This is a genomic window from Luteimonas rhizosphaericola (assembly GCF_029888045.1).
Taxonomy (GTDB): domain Bacteria; phylum Pseudomonadota; class Gammaproteobacteria; order Xanthomonadales; family Xanthomonadaceae; genus Luteimonas; species Luteimonas rhizosphaericola.
In genome coordinates this window covers 773,225-799,173 of sequence record NZ_JARXRN010000028.1, presented here as the reverse complement: position 1 = coordinate 799,173, position 25,949 = coordinate 773,225, and the positions used below count along the sequence as shown (strand labels likewise).

General features: G+C 72.5%; 25 protein-coding genes. 8 read left to right on the top strand and 17 right to left on the bottom strand.

Annotated elements, in window-relative coordinates; genetic code table 11:
• The first annotated feature begins 13 nt into the window (after positions 1-13).
• Positions 14-877 carry a (2E,6E)-farnesyl diphosphate synthase gene (ispA, locus tag QFW80_RS16235; protein ID WP_280603006.1) on the top strand — a complete coding sequence of 288 codons (864 nt, stop codon included), beginning with the start codon at positions 14-16 and terminating at the stop codon, positions 875-877.
• Between the two features lie 207 nt (positions 878-1,084).
• Here ispA and QFW80_RS16230 read toward each other — a convergent pair whose 3' ends face one another.
• The 3 genes from QFW80_RS16230 to pmbA form a co-directional block, all read right to left on the bottom strand.
• Positions 1,085-1,525: a DUF4870 domain-containing protein gene (locus tag QFW80_RS16230; RefSeq protein WP_280603005.1), complete on the bottom strand. Its 441-nt coding sequence runs from the start codon at positions 1,523-1,525 to the stop codon at positions 1,085-1,087.
• A gap of 165 nt (positions 1,526-1,690) precedes the next feature.
• On the bottom strand, positions 1,691-2,050 hold the full coding sequence (locus QFW80_RS16225; RefSeq protein WP_280603004.1) for a DUF4870 domain-containing protein: 360 nt from the start codon (positions 2,048-2,050) through the stop codon (positions 1,691-1,693).
• A gap of 77 nt (positions 2,051-2,127) precedes the next feature.
• Positions 2,128-3,501: a metalloprotease PmbA gene (gene pmbA / locus QFW80_RS16220; protein ID WP_280603003.1), complete on the bottom strand. Its 1,374-nt coding sequence runs from the start codon at positions 3,499-3,501 to the stop codon at positions 2,128-2,130.
• 17 nt (positions 3,502-3,518) lie between these two features.
• On the opposite strand from pmbA, the gene yjgA reads away from it, so the two are divergent.
• Complete coding sequence (gene yjgA, locus QFW80_RS16215) at positions 3,519-4,097, top strand: ribosome biogenesis factor YjgA (protein WP_280603002.1); 579 nt, start codon at positions 3,519-3,521, stop codon at positions 4,095-4,097.
• Positions 4,098-4,183: 86 nt separating this feature from the next.
• On the opposite strand, the gene tldD is transcribed toward yjgA, so the two are convergent.
• The 4 genes from tldD to QFW80_RS16195 all read right to left on the bottom strand — a co-directional run bounded on the left by tldD (position 4,184) and on the right by QFW80_RS16195 (position 11,777).
• Positions 4,184-5,635 carry a metalloprotease TldD gene (gene tldD, locus QFW80_RS16210; RefSeq protein ID WP_280603001.1) on the bottom strand — a complete coding sequence of 484 codons (1,452 nt, stop codon included), beginning with the start codon at positions 5,633-5,635 and terminating at the stop codon, positions 4,184-4,186.
• Between the two features lie 56 nt (positions 5,636-5,691).
• On the bottom strand, positions 5,692-9,579 hold the full coding sequence (locus QFW80_RS16205; RefSeq protein WP_280603000.1) for a YhdP family protein: 3,888 nt from the start codon (positions 9,577-9,579) through the stop codon (positions 5,692-5,694).
• A gap of 105 nt (positions 9,580-9,684) precedes the next feature.
• A complete protein-coding gene (rng, locus tag QFW80_RS16200) occupies positions 9,685-11,169 on the bottom strand; it encodes a ribonuclease G (RefSeq protein ID WP_280602999.1) in 1,485 nt (494 codons plus the stop codon).
• Complete coding sequence (locus tag QFW80_RS16195) at positions 11,169-11,777, bottom strand: Maf family protein (RefSeq protein WP_280603086.1); 609 nt, start codon at positions 11,775-11,777, stop codon at positions 11,169-11,171. The genes rng and QFW80_RS16195 overlap by 1 nt, the downstream gene beginning before the upstream one ends.
• Before the next feature lie 130 nt (positions 11,778-11,907).
• On the opposite strand from QFW80_RS16195, the gene QFW80_RS16190 reads away from it, so the two are divergent.
• From QFW80_RS16190 to QFW80_RS16180, 3 genes are all read left to right on the top strand, one after another.
• Positions 11,908-12,648, top strand: coding sequence for an SIMPL domain-containing protein (locus QFW80_RS16190; protein ID WP_280602998.1), 741 nt, complete (start codon positions 11,908-11,910; stop codon positions 12,646-12,648).
• Between the two features lie 3 nt (positions 12,649-12,651).
• On the top strand, positions 12,652-12,816 hold the full coding sequence (locus tag QFW80_RS16185) for a hypothetical protein (RefSeq protein WP_280602997.1): 165 nt from the start codon (positions 12,652-12,654) through the stop codon (positions 12,814-12,816).
• Positions 12,817-13,210: 394 nt separating this feature from the next.
• Positions 13,211-13,903, top strand: coding sequence for an energy transducer TonB (locus tag QFW80_RS16180; protein WP_280602996.1), 693 nt, complete (start codon positions 13,211-13,213; stop codon positions 13,901-13,903).
• A gap of 200 nt (positions 13,904-14,103) precedes the next feature.
• Here the strand turns inward: QFW80_RS16180 and rlmH are convergent, their stop codons facing one another.
• From rlmH to leuS, 6 genes are all read right to left on the bottom strand, one after another.
• Positions 14,104-14,574 (bottom strand): 23S rRNA (pseudouridine(1915)-N(3))-methyltransferase RlmH, encoded by a 471-nt coding sequence (rlmH, locus tag QFW80_RS16175; protein ID WP_280602995.1) that lies wholly within the window; start codon positions 14,572-14,574, stop codon positions 14,104-14,106.
• Positions 14,575-14,748: 174 nt separating this feature from the next.
• Entirely contained in the window at positions 14,749-15,183 is a 435-nt protein-coding gene (gene rsfS, locus QFW80_RS16170; RefSeq protein WP_280602994.1) for a ribosome silencing factor, read from the bottom strand.
• Between the two features lie 30 nt (positions 15,184-15,213).
• Entirely contained in the window at positions 15,214-15,936 is a 723-nt protein-coding gene (gene nadD, locus QFW80_RS16165; protein ID WP_280603084.1) for a nicotinate-nucleotide adenylyltransferase, read from the bottom strand.
• A gap of 19 nt (positions 15,937-15,955) precedes the next feature.
• Positions 15,956-16,996: a DNA polymerase III subunit delta gene (gene holA / locus QFW80_RS16160; RefSeq protein ID WP_280602993.1), complete on the bottom strand. Its 1,041-nt coding sequence runs from the start codon at positions 16,994-16,996 to the stop codon at positions 15,956-15,958.
• A gap of 13 nt (positions 16,997-17,009) precedes the next feature.
• The gene (locus tag QFW80_RS16155; protein ID WP_280602992.1) at positions 17,010-17,525 is read right to left on the bottom strand and encodes an LPS-assembly lipoprotein LptE; all 516 of its coding nucleotides are present in this window, start codon (positions 17,523-17,525) and stop codon (positions 17,010-17,012) included.
• Between the two features lie 55 nt (positions 17,526-17,580).
• Positions 17,581-20,334: a leucine--tRNA ligase gene (gene leuS, locus QFW80_RS16150; protein WP_280602991.1), complete on the bottom strand. Its 2,754-nt coding sequence runs from the start codon at positions 20,332-20,334 to the stop codon at positions 17,581-17,583.
• A gap of 128 nt (positions 20,335-20,462) precedes the next feature.
• On the opposite strand from leuS, the gene QFW80_RS16145 reads away from it, so the two are divergent.
• Positions 20,463-21,764 (top strand): metal-dependent hydrolase family protein, encoded by a 1,302-nt coding sequence (locus tag QFW80_RS16145; RefSeq protein WP_280602990.1) that lies wholly within the window; start codon positions 20,463-20,465, stop codon positions 21,762-21,764.
• Complete coding sequence (locus QFW80_RS16140) at positions 21,761-22,012, top strand: SemiSWEET transporter (protein WP_280602989.1); 252 nt, start codon at positions 21,761-21,763, stop codon at positions 22,010-22,012. The genes QFW80_RS16145 and QFW80_RS16140 overlap by 4 nt, the downstream gene beginning before the upstream one ends.
• Here the strand turns inward: QFW80_RS16140 and QFW80_RS16135 are convergent.
• The 4 genes from QFW80_RS16135 to QFW80_RS16120 form a co-directional block, all read right to left on the bottom strand.
• The gene (locus tag QFW80_RS16135) at positions 21,993-22,571 is read right to left on the bottom strand and encodes a DUF998 domain-containing protein (RefSeq protein WP_280602988.1); all 579 of its coding nucleotides are present in this window, start codon (positions 22,569-22,571) and stop codon (positions 21,993-21,995) included. The two genes, QFW80_RS16140 and QFW80_RS16135, sit on opposite strands and share 20 nt — an antisense overlap.
• Positions 22,568-22,786 (bottom strand): helix-turn-helix transcriptional regulator, encoded by a 219-nt coding sequence (locus QFW80_RS16130; RefSeq protein ID WP_280602987.1) that lies wholly within the window; start codon positions 22,784-22,786, stop codon positions 22,568-22,570. The genes QFW80_RS16135 and QFW80_RS16130 overlap by 4 nt, the downstream gene beginning before the upstream one ends.
• A gap of 154 nt (positions 22,787-22,940) precedes the next feature.
• Positions 22,941-23,576: a hypothetical protein gene (locus QFW80_RS16125; protein ID WP_280602986.1), complete on the bottom strand. Its 636-nt coding sequence runs from the start codon at positions 23,574-23,576 to the stop codon at positions 22,941-22,943.
• A 116-nt stretch (positions 23,577-23,692) separates the two neighbouring features.
• Positions 23,693-24,895, bottom strand: a complete 1,203-nt coding sequence (locus QFW80_RS16120; RefSeq protein WP_280602985.1) for a winged helix-turn-helix domain-containing protein — start codon at positions 24,893-24,895, stop codon at positions 23,693-23,695.
• Positions 24,896-24,995: 100 nt separating this feature from the next.
• Here QFW80_RS16120 and trxA point away from each other — a divergent pair, with 100 nt between their 5' ends.
• Positions 24,996-25,868 (top strand): thioredoxin, encoded by an 873-nt coding sequence (gene trxA, locus QFW80_RS16115; protein WP_280602984.1) that lies wholly within the window; start codon positions 24,996-24,998, stop codon positions 25,866-25,868.
• The last annotated feature ends 81 nt before the right edge of the window (positions 25,869-25,949 follow it).

Below are 25,949 nucleotides of genomic sequence, written 5' to 3'. Positions count from 1 at the left end.
CGCCGATCCGCGCATGGACGCCTGGCGCGCGCGCGTCGACGCGGCGCTGGCTTCCGCGCTCGACGGCCTGGACGGCACCGAACCGGCCCTGCTCGCGGCCATGCGCCACGCGGTGCTGCTCGGCGGCAAGCGCATGCGGCCGCAGCTGGTCTACGCGACGGGCACGGCCTGCGGCGCGCGCGAGGACGATCTCGACGCCGCCGCTGCCGCGGTCGAACTGGTGCACGCCTACTCGCTGGTGCACGACGACCTGCCCGCGCTGGACGACGACGCCCTGCGCCGCGGCCAGCCCACGGTCCATGTGGCGCACGGCGAAGCGACCGCGATCGTCGCCGGCGATGCGCTGCAGGCACTGGCGTTTTCGCTGCTGGCGCATGCGCCGCTGGCCGATGCGCGCCGCGTCGCCATGCTGGCGGAACTCGCATCCGCCTCCGGCGCGGCCGGCATGTGCGGCGGCCAGGCCTTCGACCTCGCGGCCACCGGCGGCGCGCCGATCACGCTCGACGCGCTCGAACGCCTGCACGCGATGAAGACCGGCGCGCTGCTGCGCGCCGCGGTGCGACTCGGCGCGCTGGCGGCCGCGGCCGATGCCGCGACGCGCTCGGCGCTCGACCGCTACGCCGATGCGCTGGGCCTCGCGTTCCAGATCCGCGACGACCTGCTCGACATCGAAGGCGACAGCGCCACGCTGGGCAAGACCGCCGGCAAGGACGCGGCGCAGGACAAGGCCACCTTCCCCGCCCTTATCGGGGTCGAGGCTTCGCGCGCGCGCCTGCGCGAGCTGGCCCAGCGGATGCAGGACGCACTCGCCGGCTGCAGTGGCGACACGCGTGCGCTGGCGGCGCTGGGCCGCCGCGTGATCGAGCGCGATCACTGACGTAGCAGGCATGCGCAGCCGTCGGCATGGCTGCCGTCGCATGGGCTGCGCCCGCGCGCAGCGTGACCCGCTCGGCGCCGGTCGATAAGCGATTCGAAGCGCGTCGGCCCGCCCGTCTTGACGACCGGACGAGCGAGCGGATTCCGAACCACGGCGACCGCTGGCGCGAACGGCACCCGGTCCGTCCGCGCCCGCCCCTCGCGCGCGTCAGCCCAGCAGGCGCAGCGTCAGCGGATAGCGGTACTCCTCGCCATTCCACGCCTTCGTGGCGGCGACGATGCTGCACACCAGCCACATCACCGCGATCGCGGCGACCGCCACCGGCAGCACCAGGCCGGCCGGCAGGGTCACGATCAGGCCGATGCCCAGCGTGAGCACGGTGGCGCCCAGCAGCAGCAGGCCCGCCACGCACACGGCGCAGGCGTACAGGAACATGCTGAGGTTGAAGTTGAACGCCTCGCGCGCGTGCGCGGCGATGAACGGCGCCTCGTCGCGCTTGAGCAGGTAGACCACGCCAGCGGCGAGCATGCCGGCGAATCCGGCGGTCCAGCTGGTCAGCAGCGCCAGGACCAGCGCGGCGACGTGCGTGCCGGCCGCCCACTGGCGGTCGGTCGAAGTGGCGTGTTCACGATGCGACATCGCATGCATGGCGGTGCTCCCCGCCGGAAACCGTCCGGCGCAGGAACGAGGATGCGACCGCCCGCCGGGAACTCAACCCAACTGATGCCCTATGCGCGTGTCCGGCGACGCGCCACGCCTGCGGCAGGCGTCGCCCGGACGCGCCGCAGGCGACGTCCGGGCGCCTCGCTCCGATCAGTTGATCAGGCGGATCGCGAACGGATAGCGGTAGTCCTCGCCCTTGTTGGCGGCGAGTCCGGCGATGATGCTGAAGATGATGCACACGATCCAGATCAGGAAGTTCAGCAGCGCGCCGATCAGGATGATCGACAGCACCATGCCGATGATGTAGCCGAACAGCAGCGTGATCTGGAAGTTCAGCGCTTCCTTCGACTGGCTGATCAGGAATCCCTTGTCGGCCTTGTCCTTGTTGATCAGCCACACCACCAGCGGCACGATGAAACCCAGGATGATGCCCGACAGATGCGTCAGCATCGCGACGGTACGGTCGTCCTGGCTCGCGGCGCTGCCCTGGACGGGATTGAAATCGTTCATGCGCTCTTGTCCCCGGAAGTTGATGGAAGCACGGCTCGCGCGACGCCCCTCCGTCGCGCGGCTGTCCTAGCATAACGTCAATCTGAACCGGCTACGGTCATCCTGCCCACCAGGACCGAACCGGTGCGGATGTGCGAGCGCGGATCGACGTCGCCGCCCACGGCCTCGATCGCCTGGAACATGTCCCGCAGGTTGCCGGCGATGGTGATGCCGTCGACCGGATGCGTGATCGCACCGCCCTCCACCCGGAATCCGGCCGCGCCGCGCGAATAATCGCCCGTCACCGGGTTCACGCCCTGCCCCATCAGTTCGGTGACCACCAGGCCGTCGCCCATGCCCGCGACCATCGCTTCGAAGCCACCGGCGTTCGCCGCGACGGCGAGGTTGTGCACGCCGCCGGCGTTGCCCGTGGACTGCAGGCCCAGCCGCCGCGCGGAGTAGCTGCCAAGCACGTAGCGCTGCAGGACGCCGCCCTCGACCAGCGCGGACGCGCGCGTCGCCACGCCTTCGCTGTCCCAGGCGCCCGAGCGCAGGCCCCGGCGCAGAAAGGGATCTTCGTGGATCGCGAACCAGTCCGGGAACAGCCGCTGGCCGAGGCTGTCGACCAGGAAGCTCGCGCGCCGGTACAGCGCGCCGCCCGACACCGCGCCCAGCAGGTGGCCGACCAGCGAGCGCGCCACCTCTGCGCTGAACAGCACCGGATAGGTGCCGGTCGGCATTGCGCGCGGCTCCATCCGCGCAAGGGCGCGCTGCGCGGCGCGGCGGCCGATCGATGCAGGTGCCTCCAGGTCCTCCGGGGCGAGGGCGTAGCTGTACCAGCCGTCGCGCTGCATGTCGGCGCCCTGTCCGGCGATCAGGGCGCAGCCGATGCTGTGGTGGGTGCCGCGCTCGGCGCCGATGAAGCCGTGCGAATTGGCATAGACGCCCAGCGAGGCGCTGGTGCTGGTCGAGGCGCCATCGGAGTTGGCGATGCGGGGATCGGCCTCGCGGCCGGCGGCCTCGCAGGCGAGCGCGAGGTCGACCGCGTGGTCGGCCTCGAGCATCCACGGGTGCCAGTCGTCGAAGTCCGGCCAGCCTTCGGGACCGGGGCGGGCCATCAGCTCGGCATCGGCGAGCCCGGCGGCGGGATCGTCCTCGGTGTGGCGCGCGATCGCGCAGGCCTGGGCAACCGTGGCGTCCAGACTGGGTTCGCGCAGGTCCGCGGTGCTGGCGCTGCCCTTGCGCTTGCCGAAGTACACGGTCACGCCGATGCCGCGGTCGCGGGTGGATTCCACCGTCTCCACCTCGCCCATGCGCACGTTCACGCTCAGGCCGCGTTCCTCGGTGCAAGACACCTCGGCCTGGTCGGCGCCCTGGGCGCGGCAGGCCTCGAGCAGGCGCGCGGCGAGGCCCTGCAGATGGTCGAGGCGCGCCTGGCTGTCGTCGGCGGCGGGAACGGCAACGCTGTTCAATGGCTTATCCTGATGCGATGAGAGGAAAGGACGAGGACACCGGCGACTTCCTGGCGCCCAGCCGCAGCCAGCAACGGCGCGAGGCGCTGGACGTGCTCGCGCTCGCGTCCCGGCTGTCGGAACTCGAGCCGGGCCGGCTGGCGAAGCTGCCGGTGCCCGAATCGCTCCTGCCGCACATCGCCGAGACCCGCCGCATCACCTCGCACATCGCGCACAAGCGCCAGCTGGCGTTCCTGGCCAAGCAGATGCGGCGCGAGGACGACGCGGTACTGGATGCGATCCGCGATGCGCTCGACGCGGGCGGCGAGGCCGCGCGACAGGAAACCGCGCTGCTGCACCGCGCGGAGCGCTGGCGCGAGCGGCTGCTGGAGGAAGGCGACGCCGCGCTGGCCGAACTGCTGGCCGAACATCCGCAGGCGGACCGGCAGAAGCTTCGCCAGCTGGCGCGCAACGCGGCGGATGAGCGCAGCCGCAACAGGCCGCCGAAGGCCTTCCGCGAACTGTTCCGCGAAGTGCGCGATCTGCTTGCGGCGGGAATGGATACGAGCGCCGACGCCGATACCGGCACTGCGCGTCGCGACGACCAGGACACCTGACGCTCTGCGCCTCCGGCGCATGCCGGACCGCGCGATCGCAGCCCTCGCCGGCGCGGGCCCGTGCACGCGGCCTCGCACTGCGGCGCTCAAGCCTTCGTCCCACCCACCGTGATCTGCGAGACCAGCAGCGACGGCTGCCCGACGCCGACCGGCACGCTCTGGCCATCCTTGCCACAGGTGCCCACGCCCTCGTCCAGCGCCAGGTCGTTGCCGACCATGGTCACCCGCTGCATGGTCTCCGGCCCGTTGCCGATCAGGGTCGCGCCCTTGACCGGCGCGGTGATGCGTCCGTCCTCGATCAGGTAGGCCTCGGTGGCCGAGAACACGTACTTGCCGCTGGTGATGTCCACCTGGCCGCCGCCGAAATTGACCGCGTACAGGCCCTTCTTCACCGAACGGATCATCTCCTCGCGTTCGCGGGTGCCGGCCAGCATGTAGGTATTGGTCATGCGCGGCATCACCAGGTGCGCGAACGATTCGCGGCGGCCGTTGCCGGTCGGCGCCACGCCCATCAGCCGCGCGTTGAGCGTGTCCTGCATGTAGCCGGTGAGCACGCCGTCCTCGATCAGCGTGGTGCACTGGGTCGGGGTGCCCTCGTCGTCGATGTTGAGCGAACCGCGGCGCCCGTCGAGCGTGCCGTCGTCGACGATGGTGACGCCCGGCGCGGCCACGCGCTGGCCCATGCGGCCGGCATAGGTGGACGTGCCCTTGCGGTTGAAGTCGCCTTCCAGTCCGTGGCCGACCGCCTCGTGCAGCAGCACGCCGGGCCAGCCGCTGCCGAGCACGACCGGCATCGTGCCGGCGGGCGCGTCCACCGCGTCAAGGTTCACCAGCGCCTGGCGCAGCGCCTCGCGTGCGTGGTGCTCCGGGCGGCCCTCGGCCAGCAGTTCGTCGTAGGAAAAGCGCCCGCCGTAGCCGGCGTAGCCGCTCTCGCGCCGCCCGCCCTGCTCCACGATGACCTGCACGTTGAGCCGCACCAGCGGGCGCACGTCGGCGCCGAGCACGCCGTCGCTGCGCGCCACCAGCACGGTGTCGACGCCGCCCATCAGGCTGACCATCACCTGCTTCACCCGCGGATCGGCGGCGCGCACCGCGCGGTCCACGCGCCGCAGCGCCTCGACCTTGGCCGCGCTGTCGAGCGCATCCACCGGATCCAGCGCCGGATACAGCTGGCGCCCGCCGCCCACCGCCAGCGCGCGCGGCAAACGCGCGTCGCCCTCGCGCGCGATCGCACGCGCCGAGCGCGCCGCTTCCAGCAGTGCCTCGCCGTTGATGTCGTCGGAATAGGCGAACCCGGTCTTCTCGCCGCTGATCGCACGCACGCCCACGCCCTGCTCGATTGAATGCGCGCCGTCCTTGACGATCCCGTCCTCCACGCTCCAGCTTTCGCGCCGGGAGTGCTGGAAATACAGGTCGCCGAAGTCGATCCCGGGCCCGAGCAGGGTGCCGAACATGCGGTCGAGCTGGTGGGCGTCGAGCCCGGCCGGCAATAGCAGGCGGGATTGGGCGAGGGCGAGCGGTGACTGGGCGGATTCCATGCGGTCAGTCTGGGGCCTGTGGCGCGGAGCGCAAGTCCGACGTCGCGCGGGTGCGTTCAGTGGACGCGACGCTCGCGCCGCGCGGCCGCGGCCTGCGGCGCGCCGCCGTGATCCACCACCTCCACCTGCGGTTCCTTCCACGGGCCGGTGACGCGGTAGGTGCGCGCGCCCATCTCGCCCAGCGGTCGCCGCAGCATGGCATTGGCGACGGCGCCCACCGCCGCCCCCACCGGCCCACCCGCGATCGCGCCCACCGCCGGCAACAGGTTGCCGGTGCGTGGCCGCACCTCGATGGTCTGGTCGTGGGTCTGCGCGCGCAGGTCGCTGCGCCCGCGCATCAGGATCTCCGCGACCGGCCCGTCGATCGCCATGTCGTCGCTGCGGGCGACGCCGTTGGCCAGACGCACGCTGCCGCCCAGGCGGTCGAAGGTGAATCCCCTGGAGAAGAAGTCGCTGAAGTCCAGCGTCAGCCGGCGCGGCAGCTGGGCGATGCTGAGCAGCCCGAGCAGCCGCCCGGCGCCGGGTTCGACTTCCACCAGCCGCCCGTCCTTGATCGTGAGCGACAGTTCGCCCTGCAGCGCGCCCAGCGCGAAATCGCCCGGGCTGCGCGGCCAGCCGGCGTCGAAGCTCAGGGTGCCCTCGCCGCCGTCGATGCCGCGACCGAACCCGAGGCCGGCCATCAGCTCACCGAAGTCGCGGCTGTCGGCCTGCACCTGCAGGCGCGTGCGCGCATCGGCGCCGCGACCGGTCCAGCTGCCGCCCGCCTCGATCGACTGCCGGTCCGAACGGGTCTGCAGCCGTTCGATCACCAACCCCGCCGCCGTCTGCCGGGTGCGCAGTTCCAGGCGTCCGAGCGCCAAGCTGCCGAAGCGGAAGTCGTCCACGTCGAGCGACAGCGGCGGGACCTTGGACGGGTCGACGGCATCGCGATCGTCGGCGGGCGGTGGCGCGGACGTCGCGGTCGCGGTCGCGGCGGCCCCGTTCGCGGCCAGCGGCGCGGGGGTCGGCCAGTGCAGGCGCGAGAAGCGCCCCGTGACGGCCGCCCCGGACTGGCGGGGAATCCGCAGCGCGCCTGTCAGCGTCGCGCCCTCGAACCGCAGCATGGTGCCGCCTTCGGCCGGGTCCACGCGCAGGCGGGTATCGGGGAAACGCGTGCCCAGCAGGCGCAGCTGCGCGGTGGTGATGTCGATCCCGCGCAGCGGCATCGCGTCGCCGCTGCGGTCATCGGCGCCCGACGCGTCGCCGCCGCCGGCGAGCGCGGCCCAGCCCAGTGCATCGAGCACGGGCGCATGGCCGCTGGCGGCCAGCCCGGTGGAAGGCGGCGCCTGCGCCACGCGCGACGTCCCCAGCGCCACGCGCACGCCGGTGCCCGCGGGGGTGCTGCGCGCGCGCAGCGCGAGGCGCCCGCCGAGATCGACCGTGACTTCGCCACCTTCCAGGGGCAGCGTGGTGGTGATCGTCGTCGGCAAGGTGTCGCCCGCCGCCTTGGCCACCGGCTCGGGCAGGTCGAGCGCGGTGCCGGCGAGTGAAGAGCGCAGCTGCAGCCGCGCCGGCGCGGCCTGCCGCCCCGGTGTCGCGCGCGGCACCACCACGCCGACCTGCCAGCGCGACCGGCCGCGGATGCGCGGCGCCAGCCAGTCCAGCTGCGGCGCATGCTGCAGCAGGTCGTCGGCGGCGAGCACCGCGTCCAGATCGGCTTCGAACGCCGCCCCGGACTCGCTCACGTGGCCGCGGCCGGCGCGCAGCGACAGCGTGCCGGGCCGCCCGTCGCGCACCGCCGCCAGCCCGTCGCCGCGGAAGCCCTGCTGGTCGTAACGGGCCTGGCCGCGCACCTGGTCGAACGCGAGCTTCCAGCGCGCGTCGCCGAGCGCGACGCCATCGAGTTCGATCTCTCCGTCGATCTCGGGTCGCGCGCCACTGCCACCGAGCGGGAGCGACATCGCGAAGGTGGCCGCGACCGGCCCTTCGGCCGACAGGTTGTCGAACGTGTCCTCCAGCCCATTGCGCAGCGGGCTCCCGCGCAGCAGTGCGAGCAGCTTGCCGGCATCGCCCGCGGCGCGCGCGCGCACGTCGAGCGCGGCCGTGCCGTAGTGTGCGAGCCTGGCCTCGATGTCGCGCACCTCCACGCCAGCCAGCGCGCCGCGCCCGCGCAGCGAGAACCCGTCGTTGATGAAACGCACCTCGCCGTCGAGCCGCTCGAGCGCCGGCCAGTCCGGCTGGAACTTCACCGTCGTGTCCACCAGCCGGGCGTCGGCCTGGAACAACCCCGCGTACTGGTCGCCGCGCAGCGTGCTGAAGGGCCAGTTGTCCAGATCTCCGGCCACCAGCGCGCGCCCGCCGCGCACGCGGCCTGCCACCAGCGCCGCGTCGAGCCAGCGCTCGGCGGCGTCGGGCATGACGTGGCGCACCCAGAAGCGTCGCGCGACCGGCACCTGCGCTTCGTCGACCTGCGCGGCCAGCGACAGTACCGGCCGGGTGCCGTCGTTCTGGAACCAGATTCCGCCGCGCAGGTCCGCGGCATAGCCATCGCCCTGCACCCGCAGCGCCGGCGTGCCGACCTTCAGGCCCGCGCCTTCGCGCCAGCCGGCGACATCGCCGCGCAGGGTGAATTCGTGCGGCGGGCCGAACCCGGACGGCCAGTCGAAGCGCACGCGCGCGTCGGGGTCGGGTTCGAACCGGAAGCCGTCGGCATCGCCGCTCAGCGTGCCGGCCAGCCCCGACAGCCCCGGCGTGTCGCCGACGCTGGCCATCTGCAGCGATTCGACGCGCGCGCGCGCGCGCAGCCGGCCGTCCGCCGCGCGCGCCAGCACCAGGTCGTGGATGCGCGCGTCCGGCGTGGCGCCCAGCAGCCAGCGGCGCAGGCCCGGGTCCAGCCGGTCGCCCAGCGCGAGCGCCGACAGCAGCGGTCCGGCGTCGATGCGCGCGGCGTGCAATGCGAAGCGGGCCCCGCCCGACACGGCGAGCCCGTCGAGCACCTGCGGCGCTCCCTCGCGCGCCAGCCGCAGGCGCGGCGCGTCCAGCCGCCAGCCGTCGTCGGTCGCCTGCCAGCGCGCCCGCGTTTCCAGCGCGCCCAGGCGCAGTCGCGGCGCCGCCTGGCGCGGCGCGAGCGGGCTGCCGCGCAGGCCCACGTCCGCCAGCGCCGCCTCCAGCGTGACCCGGCTGACCCGTCGCTGGTGCAGCTGCAGCCAGACCTGCGCACGTCCGCTGCCCGCGTCCACTTCCACGCCGGCATGACGCAGCAGCGGCGCCCAGGCACGAAGGTCCGCGTCCATGGCGGCGGCGTAGGCGCGACCGCCGCCGTCGCCGCGGTCGAGGTCGAGCGACAGGTCGAGCGGTGGGGCCGCGTCGCTGATCCAGGCCCTGGCCGCGGCGCGCGTACGCGCTTGGTCCACCTGCAGCCGGAGGTCGATGCGCGGCACGCTGGCCCGGATCCCGAGCGCCGGGGCATCGATGTCCAGGCGGCCACCGATGACCTGCAGTTCGCCCAGCGATTCGAGCGCCTCGAACGGATCCGCGCCGGGCTGGCCGTCGCCCGGCAGTCCGCGGACGCGCCAGCGGCCATCGTCGGCGCGCTGCAGCGCCAGACGCAGGCCGCGCAGGCGCAGCTCGGTGAAGGAACGACCGGGGAGCAGGCCGGCATACTGCGCCACCAGGATTTCGGCCTCGCCGATCCGCAGCGCCTCCGCGCCCTCGCCGATGCGCAGCCCGTCGACGCGCAGCAGCGGGCCGCGGCGGGTCCATTCGGTGTCCAGGCGATCGAACGCGATCGCCCGGCCGGCGCGTTCGGTCAGCCACGCCGCGACCCGGTCGGGATGCCGCTCGGCCAGCGGCAGCAGACGGCTTACCGCCCCGGCCGCAAGCGCGGCCAGCACCAGGGCCAGCACCACGACGTACCAGGCGCCGCGGCGCGCGAGCCGCAGGCGGCGACGCAGCGGCGTGGTCATGGCCGACGCGCTCCGCGCGCCGTCGCGGGAGATGATGCGCGAGCGGCGATCGGTGAGACGCATCCGCCGCTTCGGATCACGGACGACGCGTCGCGGGCCACCGCTTCAGAGCAGCACCACATCGAACTGCTCCTGCAGGTACTGCTCGTCGGCCTGGAAACGGATCGACTTGCCGAGGAACTCCTCCAGCTCCGCGACCGCGGGCGACTCGTCCTCGGTGATCCGCGCCACCACCTTGGACGAGGCGATCACCAGCAGCCGCTCGGCCTCGAACTGGCGCACCGCGCGCACGATCTCGCGGAAGATCTCGTAGGTCACCGTTTCCGGGGTCTTGACCATGCCGCGCCCGCCGCAGGCGTCGCAGGTCTCGCTGAGCTGGCGCTGCAGGCTCTCCACCGTGCGCTTGCGCGTCATCTCCACCAGGCCCAGCGGCGAGAAGTCGTAGACCGTGGTCTTGGCGTGGTCCTTGGCCAGCTGCTTCTCGAGCGTCCGCAGCACCTGGCGCCGGTGCTCCTCGTCGACCATGTCGATGAAGTCGATGATGATGATCCCGCCCAGGTTGCGCAGCCGCAGCTGGCGCGCCACCGCCTGCGCGGCCTCCAGGTTGGTGCGGTACACCGTTTCCTCGAGGTTGCGCTGGCCGAGGAACGAACCGGTGTTGACGTCCACCGTGGTCATCGCCTCGGTCTGGTCGATCACCAGGTAGCCGCCGGACTTCAGCGGCACCTGCTTGTCGAGCGCGCGCTGGATCTCGTCCTCGACCCCGTACAGGTCGAAGATCGGCCGGTTCCCGGTGTACAGCTCGATGCGTTCGGCCAGCACCGGCATGTACTTGGCGACGAACGCCTGCAGCCGGTCGAACGTCTCGCGCGAGTCGACCTTCACCTTCTCCACGTCCTTGCGGATCAGGTCGCGGACCGCGCGCAGCGGCAGGCTCAGGTCCTCGTAGATGCAGGTCTGCACCGCGGCTTCGCGCGAGCGGCGACCGACGATGTTCCAGACCCGCGACAGGTAGGCCAGGTCCTCGGCCAGCGCCTCGGAGGGCTGGCCTTCGGCATTGGTGCGGACGATGTAGCCCAGCGGCGCCTCCGGGGGCGAGAGTTCGGCCACCAGCCCCTTGAGCCGGGCGCGTTCGGCCTCGTCCTCGATCCGCGCCGACACGCCGATCACGCGGGACTGCGGCAACAGCACCAGGTAGCGCGAGGGAATGCTGAGCTGCGTGGTCAGGCGCGCGCCCTTGCTGCCGATCGGATCCTTGACCACCTGCACGATCACTTCCTGGCCGTCGCGCAGCAGTTCGGTCACCGGGCGCACCGGCTGGGGCACCGGCGGCAGGGCGTCGTCCTCGGAGTCGGGCTGCGCCGGGCGCACCACGTCGTTGGCGTGCAGGAAGGCGGTGCGCTCCAGGCCGATGTCGACGAACGCCGCCTGCATCCCGGGCATCACCCGCTGCACCTTGCCCTTGTAGATGTTGCCGACCACGCCGCGGCGCCAGCCGCGCTCGATGTGCAGCTCCTGCAGCATGCCGTTCTCGACCACCGCCACGCGGGTTTCGCGCGGGGTGACGTTGACCAGGATCTCCTCCGACATCAGGACGCCCCTTTCGTGGTGCCAGGTGGCGGCGGAAAGCCGGTAGCGATGCCGAACTGGCGCAGCAGCACGTCGGTCTCGTGCAGCGGCAGGCCCATGACGCCCGAATAGCTGCCCTCCAGGCGCGCCACGAAGCGTTCGGCGCCGCCCTGGATGGCGTAGGCTCCGGCGCGGCCCATCGGCTCGCCGCTGGCCACGTACGCCGCGATCGCGGCGGCATCGAGCTCGGCGAACGTCACCCGCGACCGGCACAGCGCCTGCGCCTCGCGCCCGGCGGAGACCAGGCTCACGGCCGAGATCACGTCGTGGCTCCGGCCGGACAGGCTCTCCAGCATCTCCACGGCGTCCGCAACGTCACGGGGCTTGCCGAACACGCGGTCGTCTAGCACCACCTCGGTGTCCGCGCCCAGCACGACGGCGCCGGGCACGGCCACCATCGCCAGCAGCCCTGCGCCGGCCTTCTCGCGGGCGACGCGGCGCACGTAGTCCTCCGGCGGCTCGCCGGGCGCGCGTTCTTCGGGCACGTCCACCTCGATCACGCCGAAGGGCACGCCGAGGCGCGCCAGCAGTTCGCGCCGACGGGGGGACTGGGAAGCCAGATGCAGCAGATGCAGCATCGGTCAAGGATACCCGCGGCGCGCGCGTGCAGGCCCGCGCATCACCCGCAACCCCGTTCAGGCTCACGGGCCGTTCACCGGGTGGTGACGACCCTTTCCCCAGCACTCCCCGGAGACCACCATGTTCCGTCCCGCTGTCGCCTCCCTGCTGCTCACCTGCAGCCTTGCCACGGGTTCCATTGCGATGACCAGCGCCCACGCCCAGTCCCCCGTTCCAGCCGTCGCGTCCACGGACGGCACCCTGCTTTCGGTCTCCGCGCAGGCCGAGGCCAGCCGTGTACCCGACGTGGCCAGCCTGTCCACCGGCGTGGTCACCCAGGCCGCGGACGCCAACGCCGCGCTCAAGGCCAATTCCGCCGAGATGGCCAAGGTGGTGGCCGCGATCCGCGCCGCCGGCATCGCCGAACGCGACGTGCAGACCAGCGGCATCAGCATCCAGCCGCAGTACCGCTACGCCGAAAACCAGCCGCCGGTGATCACCGGCTACCAGGCCAGCAACACCGTCAACGTGAGGGTGCGCGACATCGCCCGCCTCGGCGACGTGCTCGACGCGCTGGTGGCCAGCGGCGCCAACCAGGTCAACGGGCCCAGCTTCGAGATCGACGAGCCGGAAGCCGCGTACGACGAGGCCCGACAGTCGGCGCTGAAGCTCGCCCGGGCGCGCGCGGAGATGTACGCCGAATCGCTCGGCCTGCGCGTGCGGCGGATCGTGAGCATCAGCGAAGGCGGCGGTTTCCAGCCGCCGATGCCGATGATGGTCAAGGCGCAGGCGATGGACGCACGCATGGAATCGGCGCCGGTGGCCCCGGGCGAAACCACGCTCTCGGCCAATCTCGACGTCGTGTTCGAGCTGGGGAAATAAGCCATGTCCAAGACACCCGACCGCCACGAGGAACGTTCCGGCTATCCGGAGAAGCAGCCGCTCGATGGCGACGATGCGCGCAAGTCCGGCGCACGCAAGCAGCCCAATCCCGATGAGGGCGGGCTGGACCGCGACCCCGAACAGGACGGCACCAACGAGGACGACTGAAGCGCTGCCGCGCGGGACGGGCCGTCCCGTCCACGCGCGGCACCGTCCGCCGGCCGTGCCGCCGCCTCATTGTCGCGGCGGCAGGGCGTCCCGCATCTGTCAACAGACACGTCCGCCCTGCGACGCGGCAACCCGTGTCGCGTTTGCGGGTGCTGCGCGACGTCGGCTGGCGCTCTACCCGGGGTCGTCGCGAGGCAGCCTGGTTCGGCGCCGCCGCGACGGCTTCGACTTCCGTTGCATTGCCCGCTGGACCCGGGCAGGCGTAGCGTGGACCTGCAGTCGGTCACGCACCAGCGCGGGAACGGGCTCAGCCGGATCGACCCCGGCGTCGCCACTGGCGCGTTCGCTGACCTGAGCGCGGCCATCCCGGCCGCCGGCAACGCGGAGGTGGGCCATGGTGTCGCAGCAGACGCATCCGAATCCACGCACGACGCAGTTCCCGCGGCTCGACGCGAGCCGCATCCTCGGCCTCAGCAGCACGCTCGCGCTCAACGTACTGGCGCTGGCGTTCCTGCTCATGCCCATGACGTTGCCTGCGCCGCCCCCCGTCGAGCAGGAACGACGCGGCCTGGACATCGTCGACATCGTACCGCTGGTTCCGAAGACGCCCCCGCCGCCGCCGGTGGTCGAGGTGGTGACGCCACGACCCGATGCGCGACCGCAGCCGGAGGTGCGCCGCGCCGTGGAACCGGCGACCGAAACCGCACCGGTCCTGGTCGAACAGGGCTTCGAGGCGGTGGACACGGTGGTCGATACAGCCGCCGCGACCACCGAACCGCCGTCGCTGGAGCCCGCCGGTCCCGCGACCGGCCTGCAACTGCAGTACGCCAGCGCACCGGCGCCCGCGTACCCGCGCGCTGCGATCCAGCGCCAGCTCGAGGGCACGGTGCTGCTGCGGGTGCTGGTCGGCACCGACGGGCGCCCGCTCGAGGTCGAAATCGAACGCAGCAGCGGCCATGCGGTGCTGGACCGCGAGGCGCTGCGGCACGTGCAGCGCAACTGGCGATTCCAGCCGGCGCTGCGCGACGGCCAGGCCGTGCAGGCGGTGGGACTGGTGCCGATCGATTTCCGGCTCGACCGCGGCTGAGGGGCAACCCGCACCGGACCGCGCGTCCCCGTATGACGCGCGGTCCGGAGCTGCGATCCGGGGGCGGGGCGGACCCGGCCATCCTGCGCGCCGACCGCGCCGCCCCCCCCCCCGCCGCAACGTCGCCCTTGGCCGCGCGCGAGCGCCCACGGAGTCGCCAACATCGGGTGACCTGCGCTCCCGGCGCGAGGCCGGGGAAGTCAGGCGCGGTGGTAGGGGTGGTTGGCCAGCAGCGCCGCGGCCCGATAGAGCTGTTCCGACAGCACCAGGCGCACCAGCATGTGCGGCAGGGTCAGCGGGCCGAGCGACCACTGTTCATCCGCGCGGGCCAGCACCTCGGGCGCGTGGCCTTCGGGGCCGCCGACCAGAAACGCGAGGTCGCGCCCCTGTCCGCGCCAGTGCTCCATGCGCTGCGCGAGCTGTTCCGAGGAATACGCGCGACCACGGCCGTCGAGCACCACCACGTGCGCCTGCTTCGGCAGCGCCGCCAGCACGCGCTCGCCCTCGTCCTGCATCGCGCGGGCGACATCGCGCCCCTTCCCGCGCACGCCGGGGGCGACTTCCACCAGGTCCAGCGGCAGCCAGTGCGACAGGCGCTTGCGGTATTCGCCGAAGCCTTCGGCCACCCAGGCCGGCGGGCGCTCGCCGACGGCGACCAGGCGGGCCTTCACTGCGGATCGATGGCGGCGTCGGCAGACGACGCGACGCTGGCGGGTACCGTCCACGCGGAGGTGGCGGCGCGCGTCGAGGGCAGGCCCCGCGTGCGACAGATAACTCCACGTACGGTCATGGCGTCGGGAAGACGTGCACCTGTGCCGTTGCCGGCGGCGCACCCGGGCCGATGCTCAGTCGCGGTTGTCGTCCGCGGCATCGTCGCCAGCGTCCTCGCCCGCCTCGGGCGGCTGGTCGCCCACCGTCCACAGGCGTTCGAGCGCGTAGAACTCGCGCACCCGCGGCAGCATCACGTGCACCACCACGTCGCCCAGGTCGACCAGCACCCATTCCGCCTCGCGCTCGCCTTCGACGCCAAGCGGCTGGCAGTCGAGCTGCTTGGCCTGCCTGACCACCTCGTCGGCGATCGACTTCACATGCCGGGTCGAGGTGCCCGAGGCGATCACCAGGTAGTCGCAGACGCTAGTCTTGCCACGCACGTCGATCTCGGTGACGTCCTTGGCCTTGAGCTCCTCGACCGCACCGTGGATCGACCTGAGCAGCACGTCGGCCGGCGGCGGCGGGTTGGGAAGGCGGGTCTTGATGACGTGCGCGGAGGAACTGGTCAAGGGCGATGGCTCGTGCGGCTGCGGGGACGATTATAGCGGGGCGCCCGTCGGCGACCCGTGCACGCCGTACAGGCGATGACGAACGATGTAGTCGGCGACCGGCCCCGGCACCAGGTCGCGCCAGGGCGCCCCGGCGGTGATGCGGCGGCGGATCTCGGTGGCCGAACCGGGGTGCAGCGGCTGGTGGAGGCACAGCACCCTGCCGGCGGGCGCGCTGCGCAGGGCGGCCGGATCGTCGGTCCAGCGGCCCGCGAGGTGGGCGGCGAGCGCCGGCGGCAGGCGCTGGTCCAGCCGGTTGCCGGGACGGTCCGCGACCACGAAATGGGCCAGGCCGGTCAGCGCGGTCCAGTCGTGCCAGTCCGGCAGCCCGAGCAGGCTGTCGGCGCCGACAAGCAGGGCGATCGGTGCCGACTCGCCTAGGGCCTGGCGCAGCTCGCGCAGGGTATCGACGCTGTAGCTGGGCCCGGCGCGATGCAGTTCGCGCTCATCCAGTACCAGGCCGGGTTCGCCTTCGATCGCGAGCGCCAGCATCCGCGCGCGCTGCCCGGCGCTCGCGCCCGGCGGGGCGCGGTGCGGCGGATCGGCCGCCGGCATCATCCGGATCGGGCAGTCCAGCGCGTCGCGCGCACCACGGGCGACTGCGAGGTGCCCGTGGTGCACGGGATCGAAGGTGCCGCCGTAGAACACGTGCAGTGCGCCCGGATCGCGCTCGCGCACGTCGTCAGCCACCGGCGTGGGGCCGTTGGCCGTCATCGCCACGCGCGCCGCCGGCTCACGCCAGCGCCGCCGCCTTCGGTTCGGCGACCGCCACCAGCAGCCGCTCCAGCGCCAGCCAGGCGTCCGCCGGCTCCTCGCCCAAGCGCGGGCGGCCCTTGGCGATCCGGTCCACGCCACCGGCAAGCACCGCGAACCGCTCCCAGCGCGGCGCCGGATGCCGCGCCAGCGCGCGACGGTACACGGCCTGCTTCGAATCCCACACCCGCTGCGCCTTGAACTCGGCGGCGAGGTTGCCGCCCCGCGCCTGCACCCGCGCCAGCGCGGCGACGCGGTTGAGCTCCATCACCACCATGCCCATCAGCGCCGGCACCGCCTCGCCTTCGGCGCGCAGGCCGGCAAGCATGCGCGCGGCCTGCGCCGGCTGGCCGTTGAGCGCGGCATCGACCAGGCGGAACACGTCGAAGCGCGCGGCATCGGCCACCAGCGCCTCCATCCGCGCCGCGTCGACCGTGTCGCCGTCGGCCAGCAGCGCGAGCTTGTCGACTTCCTGCGCGGCGGCCAGCAGGTTGCCCTGCACGCGTTCGGCCAGGCGCTGCACCGCGCCCCGGTCTGCGCGCACGCCGCGCTGGCGCAGGCGCGATTCCAGCCAGCCTTCCAGCTCGTGCGGGCGCACCTGCGGCGCCTGGACCACGTGCCCGATCCTCGCGATCGCCTCGCTCCACTTGCCGCCGTGCTGCCGGCTCCAGTCGCCGGCGGTCACCAGCAGCACGATGTCGCCCGGCGGCTGCGCGCAGTAGCCGGCGACCACCTCCGCGCCTTCCTTGCCCGGGCGGCCGGTCGGCAGGCGCAGCTCCAGCAGGCGCTGGGCCGAGAACAGGCTGGGCGCGCGGAAACTGGCGTCGAGCGCGTTCCAGTCGAAATCACGGCCGTCGGCGTCGAACACTTCGCGCTCGCCGAAGCCGGCTTCGCGGGCCCGTGCGCGGATCGCATCGGCGGCCTCCAGCACCAGCAGCGGTTCGGCACCCGCGACCAGGTAGGCCGGCCGCAGCGGTTCGGCCGCGAGCTGGGCGGCGAGGCGGTCGGGCTTCAGTTCCATCCGCCCGTGTGGCTCACTGCCCGGCCGGGCGCAACTCGCGGGTCGCGGCGTCGACCCGGCGCAGGATCGAGGCGCTCATCTCGCGCTGCAGTTCGCGGGCCAGCAGTTCGCGCTCGGTGTCGGTACCGGTGTCGTCGGTCGGCACCGAGATGTAATCGCGCGACAGCTCCACCGCCTGCTGCGGGACGATCTCGTCGCCGTTCTCGTCGACCATGGCGAACACCACCGCATAGCGCAGCGTGTATTCCTGGGCGCGGCCGCGCTGGTCGATGCTCAGCGGAATCGAGGCCCAGCGCTCGGAGCGCAGCGCCAGGGTGGTGAACCGGCCCTCGGCATCGGCCTCGACGAGCGGCGCGCCGGCGCGCTCGAGCGCGCGTTCGAGCGTGCGCGCCAGCGGGCTGTAGGGATCGCGCGAGGTGACCTTCACCTGGCCCATGTCCGCAGGCAACACCAGCGCGTCGCGCAGGTGGAAACCGCAGGCGGTCAGCGCGAGGGCGAGCAGGCAGGCGGTCAGGACGGTCCGGATCATCGGCGAAGTCTGGCGGAGGGCGCAGGCGCCGGCAAGCGCGGCGGGCCGGCCGCGTTCAGCCGGCGACGACATTGACGATCCGGCCCGGCACCACGATCACCTTGCGCACCGTCAGCCCGGACAGGAACGGCTGGACGTCGGGCTGGGCCAGCGCGGCGGCCTCGATCGCCTCGCGCGTCGCATCCACGGCGACCTCGATGGTGCCGCGCAGCTTGCCGTTCACCTGGACCGCCAGCGTCACCGCATCGCGCACCAGCGCGGCCGGGTCGGGCTGCGGGAACGGCACGTCCTCCAGCAGCGCTTCCGGATGCCCCAGCGCCTGCCACAGCGCGTGGCTGGCGTGCGGGGTGATCGGGTTGAGCAACAGGACCATCGCCTCCAGGCATTCCTGGCGCAGGGCGCGGCCGTTGGCCGAGGCGTCGTCGAACTTCGCCACCGCGTTGAGCAGCTCCATCACCGCGGCGATCGCGGTATTGAAGGCGTGGCGGCGGCCGTAGTCGTCGCCGACCTTCTGGATCGTCTCGTGCAGCTGGCGACGCAGGGTCTTCTGGTCCGGGGTGGCCGCGGCGGCGTCGAACGCGTCCGGAACGCCGCCGGCGACGTGGCGCTGCACCTGGCTCCACAACCGCCGCAGGAACCGCGACATGCCTTCGACCCCGGCCTCGTTCCATTCCAGCGACTGGTCCGGCGGCGAGGCGAACATGGAGAACAGGCGCACGGTGTCGGCGCCGTAGCGATCGATCATCGCCTGCGGATCGACGCCGTTGTTCTTCGACTTCGACATCTTCTCCACGCCGCCGATCAGCACCGGGTGGCCGTCGCGCCCGAGCGTGGCGCCGGTGACGCGCCCCTTCTCGTCGCGCTCGACCTCGACATCGGCCGGGTTGAACCATTCCTTGGAACCGTCGACGTGGTCGCGGTAGTAGGTATCGGCGATCACCATGCCCTGGGTGAGCAGGCGCGTGGCCGGCTCGTCGCTGTCCACCAGGCCTTCGTCGCGCAGCAGCTTGTGGTAGAAGCGGAAGTACAGCAGGTGCAGGATCGCGTGCTCGATGCCGCCGATGTACTGGTCGACCGGGGTCCAGTACTTCGCCCGGTCGTCGACCATGTCGGCCGCGCCGGGCGAGGTATAGCGCGCGTAGTACCAGCTCGACTCCATGAAGGTGTCGAAGGTGTCGGTCTCGCGTTCGGCCGGCTTGCCGCACGTGGGACAGGTGGTCCGGCGCCACTCGGGGTCGGACTTGATCGGCGAATGCACCACGCCGGGGTTGGCGAACGCATCCGCCACGTCCTCGGGCAGCACCACCGGCAGCTGGTCCTCGGGCACCGGCACCGCGCCGCAGGCGTCGCAGTAGATCACCGGGATCGGGCAGCCCCAGTAGCGCTGGCGGCTGACGCCCCAGTCGCGCAGGCGGAAATTGACCTTGCGCCGGCCCGTGCCCTGCGCTTCGAACCGCTGCGCGAGCGCATCGAACGCGGCGTCGTAATCCAGGCCGTTGTACTCGCCGGAGTTGATCAGGATCCCGCGCTCGACGTACGCACCGCGCTGTTCGATCGCCTCTAGGTACTCGCGCACCACCTCCACCGCAGCGGCGGTGTCGTAGGCATCGACGCTGCCGCCGGACAGGGCGGCCTGGAACGGGTCGGCGTCGTGGGCCACGTCGCCGATCACCTCGGCCAGCGCATCGCGCACCGCGGCCGGCACGATCACCGGCCGCACCGGCAGGCCGTAGGCCTTGGCGAATTCCCAGTCGCGCTGGTCGTGCGCCGGCACCGCCATCACCGCGCCGGTGCCGTAGCCCATCAGCACGAAGTTGGCCACGTAGATCGGCACGTCCTCGCCGGTGACCGGGTGGATCGCCCACTGGCCGGTGGCCATGCCGCGCTTGTCCTGGGCCTCCAGTTCGGCTTCCGACACGCCCCCGCGGCGCAGTTCGGCCAGGAACGCGGCCAGTTCCGGGTTCGACTGCGCGGCCTTGAGCGCGAGCGGATGTTCGCCGGCGATCGAGATGAAGGTCACGCCCATCAGCGTGTCCGGGCGCGTGGTGTACACGCGCAGCGGTTCGTCCTCGCCGTCGACGCGGAACGCGAACTCCAGCCCTTCGCTGCGGCCGATCCAGTTGCGCTGCATGGTCTTGACCGACTCCGGCCAGCCGTCGAGCGTGTCGAGCCCGTCGAGCAGTTCCTGAGCGTAGTTCGTGATCTTCAGGAACCACTGCGGGATCTCGCGCTTCTCCACCACCGCGCCCGATCGCCAGCCGCGGCCGTCGATCACCTGCTCGTTGGCCAGCACGGTCTGGTCGACCGGATCCCAGTTCACCACCGCGTTGCGGCGGTAGGCCAGGCCCTTTTTCATCAGCCGGGTGAACATGCGCTGCTCGTGGACGTAGTAGTCCGGCGAGCAGGTGGCGAACTCGCGCGACCAGTCGATCGCGTAGCCGAGCGCCTTGAGCTGCGCGCGCATGTGGTCGATGTTGGCGTAGGTCCACTTCGCCGGCGCGGTGGCATTCCTGATCGCGGCGTTCTCGGCCGGCAGCCCGAACGCGTCCCAGCCCATTGGCTGCAGCACGTTCTTGCCGGTCATGCGCTGGTAGCGGCTGATGACGTCGCCGATGGTGTAGTTGCGCACGTGGCCCATGTGCAGCGCGCCAGAGGGGTACGGCAGCATCGACAGGCAGAAGAACTTCGGCTTGCCGGGCTGCTCGGTCACCTCGAACGCACGCGTGTCCTCCCAGAACCGGCGCGCGGCGGCCTCCACGGGGGCGGGCTGGTAGGCGGCGGTCTCGGGGGCTGCGGGGTCGACGGACACGGGATCTGCTGCGTGAAAACGGACCGTGAAGCCTACCGCAGCGGGCAGGTTCCGTCATGCGCGCACGCCGCGCGCGGGCCGCCTGCCGCGGTGTGGTTCAATCCGCGCATCCCGCCCGGAACCCGACGATGCCGCCCGCCACACGCCTGCTTGCCCTTGCCCTCGCCGCCTCCGCCACGCCCGCGCTGGCCGCCGAGCCCGTCGCCCTGCACTGCGAGCGGCTGTTCGACGCGCGCGCGGGGCGGATGCTCGGCGAACACACGATCGTGGTCGAGGACGGCCGCGTGCGCTCGCTGCTGCCCGGGCGGGCGAAGCTGCCCGACGGCACCCGCTCGATCGTGCTCGCCGGCCGCACCTGCCTGCCGGGCTGGACCGACCTGCACGTGCACCTGGGCAGCCAGTCGAGTCCGCAGAGCTATTCCGAAGGCTTCCGCCTGGATCCGGTCGATTTCGCCTTCCGCTCGGTCGGCTACGCGGAGAAGACGCTGCAGGCCGGCTTCACCAGCGTGCGCGACCTCGGCGGCGAGGTCAGCCCGCACCTGCGCGATGCGATCAACCAGGGCCTGGTCGAAGGCCCGCGCATCTTCGCCGCCGGCAAGTCGATCGCCACCACCGGCGGCCATGCCGACCCGACCAACGGCCACAACTCGATGCTGTCGCACCTGCTCGGCCCGCCGGGCCCGACCGAGGGCGTGATCAACTCGATCGACGACGCCCGCCAGGCCGTGCGCCAGCGCTACAAGGACGGCAGCGACGTGATCAAGATCACCGCCACCGGCGGCGTGCTGAGCTACGCCAGCTCCGGCGACGCCCCGCAGTTCACCGTGGACGAGATCCGCGCGGTCGTCGACACCGCGCGCGACTACGGCTACCGCGTGGCCGCGCACGCGCACGGCGAGGAAGGCATGAAGCGCGCGGTCGAGGCCGGCGTGACCAGCATCGAACACGGCACCCACATGAGCGACGAGGTGATGCGGCTGATGAAGCAGCGCGGCACCTGGTACGTGCCCACGATCTACGCCGGCCGCTTCGTCGCCGACAAGGCGAAGATCGACGGCTACTTCCCGGAGATCGTGCGGCCCAAGGCCGCGCGCATCGGCGCCCAGATCCAGGACACCGCCGCCCGCGCCTACCGCGGCGGGGTGAAGATCGCCTTCGGCACCGACCAGGGCGTGGGCCCGCACGGCGACAACGCGCGCGAGTTCATCTACATGGTCGAGGCCGGCATCCCCGCCGCCTACGCGCTGCAGGCCGCGACTGTGCACGCCGCCGAGGTGCTGGGGGTCGACGACCAGGGCGTGATCGAGGCGGGGAAGCGCGCCGACATCATCGCCCTGCCCGGCGATCCGGTGGCCGACATCAACGCGGTGATGGGTGTCGACTTCGTGATGAAGGACGGCATCGTGCACCGGATGCCGGCGGCGCAATGAACCTGGAATGGGTCGGCTACCTGGCCGCGACGCTGACCACGCTGTCGTTCGTTCCGCAGGCGGTGAAGACCATCCGCAGCCGCGACACCAGCGGCATCTCGCTGGGGATGTACGTGGTGTTCATCGCCGGCGTCGCGTGCTGGTTCGGCTACGGGGTCGTGCTCGGCTCGTGGCCGATGATCCTCGCCAATGCGCTGACGTTCGTGCTGGCGGCGGTGATCCTGGGGCTCAAGCTCCGCCACGGCTGAGGCCGGCCGACCACCACATCCAGCCGAACCAGGCCGCGAACGCCAGCCGCTGGCTGATCCCGGCGCCGAGCAGGCCCGGCGCCAGCACGCCCAGTCCGAACACCATCACCCAGGCGGCCGCGGCGGCCGGCCGCAGCGCGCGCCCGCCCGCGGCCAGCAACGCGGTGCCCGCGAGGAAAGCGATCCACCACAGCGTCCAGGCCGTGGCGTGCAGGCGGCTGGCGCCTGCATCGGGCGCGTCCGGGTCCAGCGGCAGCAGGCCCTGCGTGGCATAGGCCAGCGCGGCCAGCAGCAGCAGGGTGCTGCCCAGCCGCGCGGTCAGGCCGCTGTCGCCGGGCAGCCGCCCGCGGAGGCGCCAGGCAACCGTCGCCAGGAGCGCGCCGGGCAGCACGAACACCATCAGGTTGAAGGCCAGCGCGCGCGGCACTCCCTGTGCTCCGGGCAAGGCCAGCGGATGCGCCAGCTGCGAATAGCCCGGCAGGGCGGCGCCCAGGCCGACGGCGGCGCAGAGCGCAAGCAGCGCGGCCGCCCCGGCCAGCCCGCGATCGGTCGATCTCATCGGTGGTCCTCCCAGCGGAACACGTCTTCCACGCCGACGCCGAACACGCGCGCGATGCGGAATGCCAGCTCCAGCGAGGGCGCGTAGCGTCCGGCCTCCAGCGCGAGGATCGTCTGGCGCGTGACCTTGCAGGCATCGGCCAGCGCCTGCTGCGTCATCTCGCCGTGTTCGAAGCGCAGGCGGCGGATCTGGTTGGCGATGGGTGTTCCGGTCATCGCCGGTCGCGCCGGTCCGGCCGGATCGTGCGTACCTGGCCGGCCACGTGCGGCGGCGCGATCGGCAGCCGCAGGCGCGGGGCCATGCGCCTCGGCACGGCCGTCGCGCGCAAGGTCCACGCGATGGCGACAGTGACCCGTGCGGCCCTTCCGCTCATGCGCCCCTGCTCCGGTCGACCAGATAGATCAGCGCAGTCGCCACATACTCGACCAGCCAGCCGAGCATCAGCGCGAACACCAGCACGTTGGCGATGCCGAAGTGCGTTGCCCAGGCCAGCCGCTCGCCGGGCGTGAAGCCCAGCAGCACCGCGAGCACGATCACCGTCACCACCAGCGCGGCCCGGCCATGGGCCGAGGCGCGCCGGGCGATCTCGCGGTCGCGCTCGTCCTCCTCGACCGCGCCTTTCCAGCGCGCGGCCACCACCCGCGACAGCACCGCCCAGGCGACCAGCAGCAGGACCAGGCTGCGGGCCACGCCCTGCGCGGAATGGCGGTCGGCCGACGGCCCGAGGAACAGCTCGGCGCGCGTGGCGAGGAAGAGCATCGCCACCAGCATGAACCCGGCTCCGATCCAGGCATTCCACTCGCCCGGCGCGATCGCCTGCTCGCCCTCGCCGCGCGGCAGGCGCGACAGCGCCAGCAGGCTGGTCCAGGCCGCAGTCACCAGCAGCACCATGCCGGCGTGCCCGCTGTCCACGCCCAGTACGCGGGCAGGGCCCGCCAGCAGCAGCCAGAGCGCCGGCAGCGCGATCGCGGCCAGTCCCGCCACCTGCCAGGGTCGTGTCTGCACGATGTCATCTCCAGCGGACTTGATGTAAAGAATATTTTACCTATCGCTGCAGCGTGTCAAGTATTTTTTACGCGTCGCGGTGGGCGATTCGCCGGCGCAGCGGCCTCGACGGCGCCTCAGCCCCCCGCCGCGACCTCCGCCCCCAACGCGCGTGCCAGCCCGCCCCGGCGCGCGACCCGGAGCCGCGACAGGCCCAGCCAGCCGGCCAGCTGCCGCAGTTCCGCCGCCAGTTCCGCGGCGGTCGCCTCCGGTGCCTGCGGCTCGACATGCGCACTGCGAACCACCAGCGCGCCGGCGCGGCGGTCGGCCTTGAGGTCGACGCGGGCCACCAGCCGGTCGCCCAGCAGGAAGGGCAGCACGTAGTAGCCGTGGCTGCGCAGGTGTTCGGGCACGTAGATCTCGATGCGGTAGCGGAAACCGAACAGGCGTTCGGTACGCTCGCGTTCCCACACCACCGGGTCGAAGGGGCTGAGCAGCGCGCGTGCGGCGATGCGCCGTGGCATGCGCGCGTCGCGGTGCAGGAACGCCGGGCGGTTCCAGCCTTCGACACGCGCCGGCAGCAGTTCCCCCGCGTCGACCAGGGCGGCGACCGCCGGCCGGCTCTGGCTGTGGTGCATGCGGTAGTAGTCGCGCAGGCAGGCCTCGGTGGCGATGCCGTGCGAGATCGAGGCGCGCCGCACCAGCTCGACGTGCGCGTCGGCATCGGCCGGCACCGGCCGGGCGAGCACCTGGGGCGGGATCACCCGTTCGGGGAGGTCGTAGCGCCGTTCGAACGCGCTGTTGCGCCCGGCCACGGCCAGTGCCCCGGTGGCGAACAGGTACTCGAGGGCCTTCTTGCTGGCCGACCAGTTCCAACCCCAGTGGGTCTTCGCCCGCGGCAGGCCGTCGTCGAGGTCGCGCGCGGTGGAGGGCCCGCGCTCGCGGACCTCGTCGATCAGCGAGGCGACCAGCTTCGGGTCGTGGCGCATCGCACCCCACTGGTGTCCGCGTTCGCGGAAGTGGCGCATGCGGTGCTGCATGTGTGGCCACAGGTCCACCGGCATGAAGGCGGCCACGTGCGCCCAGTATTCGACGATGCGCCGCGGCGCCTGCTCGGCCGCGCGCCGCAACAGGGCGGTGTCGTAGGGTCCCATGCGGCTGTACAGCGGCATGTAGTGCGCGCGCTGAAGCACGTTGACCGAATCGATCTGCAGCACGCCGGTGCGCGCCAGCGTGCGCGAGAACGTCCGCAGCGTCGGCGTCGCATGGCGGCGGTCGGCGAATCCCTGCGCGGCAAGCGTGATGCGGCGCGCCTGCGCGCGATCCAGTTCAAGGCCCAAGCGTCCTCCGGGGCAGGATGGAGGCTGCATTGTGCGTCCGGTTGTTTTCCGCCGCTCTGCCACAATGTGGTGGATTCGCTTGCCCGGGAGCTGCCCATCCATGTCCGTACAGAACGCCACGCCGCACGTCTTCGACGCCACCACCGCCGGATTCGAGGCCGAGGTCCTGCAGAAGTCGCTGCAGACGCCGGTGCTGGTGGACTTCTGGGCCGAGTGGTGCGGGCCGTGCAAGTCCCTGGGACCGATCCTGGAGAAGCTGGCCGGCGAGTACCACGGCGCCTTCCTGCTGGCCAAGGTCGACACCGAGAAGGAGCCGCAGATCGCGGGCGCATTCCAGATCCGCTCCATCCCCACCGTGTTCCTGGTCAAGGACGGACAGCTGGTCGACGGCTTCCAGGGCGCCCTGCCCGAGGGCCAGGTGCGCGAGTTCCTGAAGCACCACGGCATCGAGCCGGCCGAGGCCGCCGCCGGGGAACCCGAAGCCGCGCCGTTGCCGCCCGATCCGCACACGGAGGTGCCGCGCCTGCGCCAGGCGATCGAGGCCGAACCCGATCGCGCCGAACTCCGGCTCGACCTGGCCCTCGCCCTGCTCCAGACCGGCGCCGCCGCCGAGGCCGAAACCCTGCTCGACGCCCTGCCCGCCAACCTCGCCACCGACGACCGCGCGGTGAAGGCGCGCGCGCGGCTGGGCTTCGCCGCCCTGCTCGACGGCGCGCCGCCGGTGCAGGCGCTGGAAGCCGCGGTCGCGGCCGATCCCTCCGACCTGCGCGCGCGCCACCTGCTCGGCGCCCAGCACCTGGTGGCCGGCCGCAACGAGGCGGCATTCGAACAGTTCCTGGCGATGCTGCGCGCCGACCGCGACTTCCAGGACGGGCTGCCGCGCAAGGCCCTGATCGACGCCTTCCGGGTGGCCGAGGATGCCGAGCTGGTGGGACGCTACCGGCGGCAGATGGCCTCGCTGCTGCTGGTGTAGGGGCAGCGCCGCAGGTCGAGCGCCCGGCGCGGCCGGGGTGCCGGCCGTTGTCGCGGCCGGCGGGCGGCCGGCCCTGCGTAC

Excerpts from the sequence above, each read along its gene's own strand:
- yjgA (WP_280603002.1), top strand. The coding sequence starts at position 3,519 with ATGAGAGGAAAGGACGAGGACACCGGCGACTTCCTGGCGCCCAGCCGC.
- QFW80_RS16180 (WP_280602996.1), top strand. The coding sequence starts at position 13,211 with ATGGTGTCGCAGCAGACGCATCCGAATCCACGCACGACGCAGTTCCCG.
- QFW80_RS16205 (WP_280603000.1), bottom strand. The coding sequence starts at position 9,579 with ATGACCACGCCGCTGCGTCGCCGCCTGCGGCTCGCGCGCCGCGGCGCC.
- QFW80_RS16145 (WP_280602990.1), top strand. The coding sequence starts at position 20,463 with ATGCCGCCCGCCACACGCCTGCTTGCCCTTGCCCTCGCCGCCTCCGCC.
- ispA (WP_280603006.1), top strand. The coding sequence starts at position 14 with ATGGACGCCTGGCGCGCGCGCGTCGACGCGGCGCTGGCTTCCGCGCTC.
- QFW80_RS16140 (WP_280602989.1), top strand. The coding sequence starts at position 21,761 with ATGAACCTGGAATGGGTCGGCTACCTGGCCGCGACGCTGACCACGCTG.
- QFW80_RS16190 (WP_280602998.1), top strand. The coding sequence starts at position 11,908 with ATGTTCCGTCCCGCTGTCGCCTCCCTGCTGCTCACCTGCAGCCTTGCC.
- rng (WP_280602999.1), bottom strand. The coding sequence starts at position 11,169 with ATGTCGGAGGAGATCCTGGTCAACGTCACCCCGCGCGAAACCCGCGTG.
- QFW80_RS16225 (WP_280603004.1), bottom strand. The coding sequence starts at position 2,050 with ATGAACGATTTCAATCCCGTCCAGGGCAGCGCCGCGAGCCAGGACGAC.
- holA (WP_280602993.1), bottom strand. The coding sequence starts at position 16,996 with ATGGAACTGAAGCCCGACCGCCTCGCCGCCCAGCTCGCGGCCGAACCG.
- nadD (WP_280603084.1), bottom strand. The coding sequence starts at position 15,936 with ATGACGGCCAACGGCCCCACGCCGGTGGCTGACGACGTGCGCGAGCGC.
- trxA (WP_280602984.1), top strand. The coding sequence starts at position 24,996 with ATGTCCGTACAGAACGCCACGCCGCACGTCTTCGACGCCACCACCGCC.
- QFW80_RS16185 (WP_280602997.1), top strand. The coding sequence starts at position 12,652 with ATGTCCAAGACACCCGACCGCCACGAGGAACGTTCCGGCTATCCGGAG.
- tldD (WP_280603001.1), bottom strand. The coding sequence starts at position 5,635 with ATGGAATCCGCCCAGTCACCGCTCGCCCTCGCCCAATCCCGCCTGCTA.
- QFW80_RS16135 (WP_280602988.1), bottom strand. The coding sequence starts at position 22,571 with ATGAGATCGACCGATCGCGGGCTGGCCGGGGCGGCCGCGCTGCTTGCG.
- QFW80_RS16230 (WP_280603005.1), bottom strand. The coding sequence starts at position 1,525 with ATGCATGCGATGTCGCATCGTGAACACGCCACTTCGACCGACCGCCAG.
- QFW80_RS16130 (WP_280602987.1), bottom strand. The coding sequence starts at position 22,786 with ATGACCGGAACACCCATCGCCAACCAGATCCGCCGCCTGCGCTTCGAA.
- QFW80_RS16155 (WP_280602992.1), bottom strand. The coding sequence starts at position 17,525 with ATGATCCGGACCGTCCTGACCGCCTGCCTGCTCGCCCTCGCGCTGACC.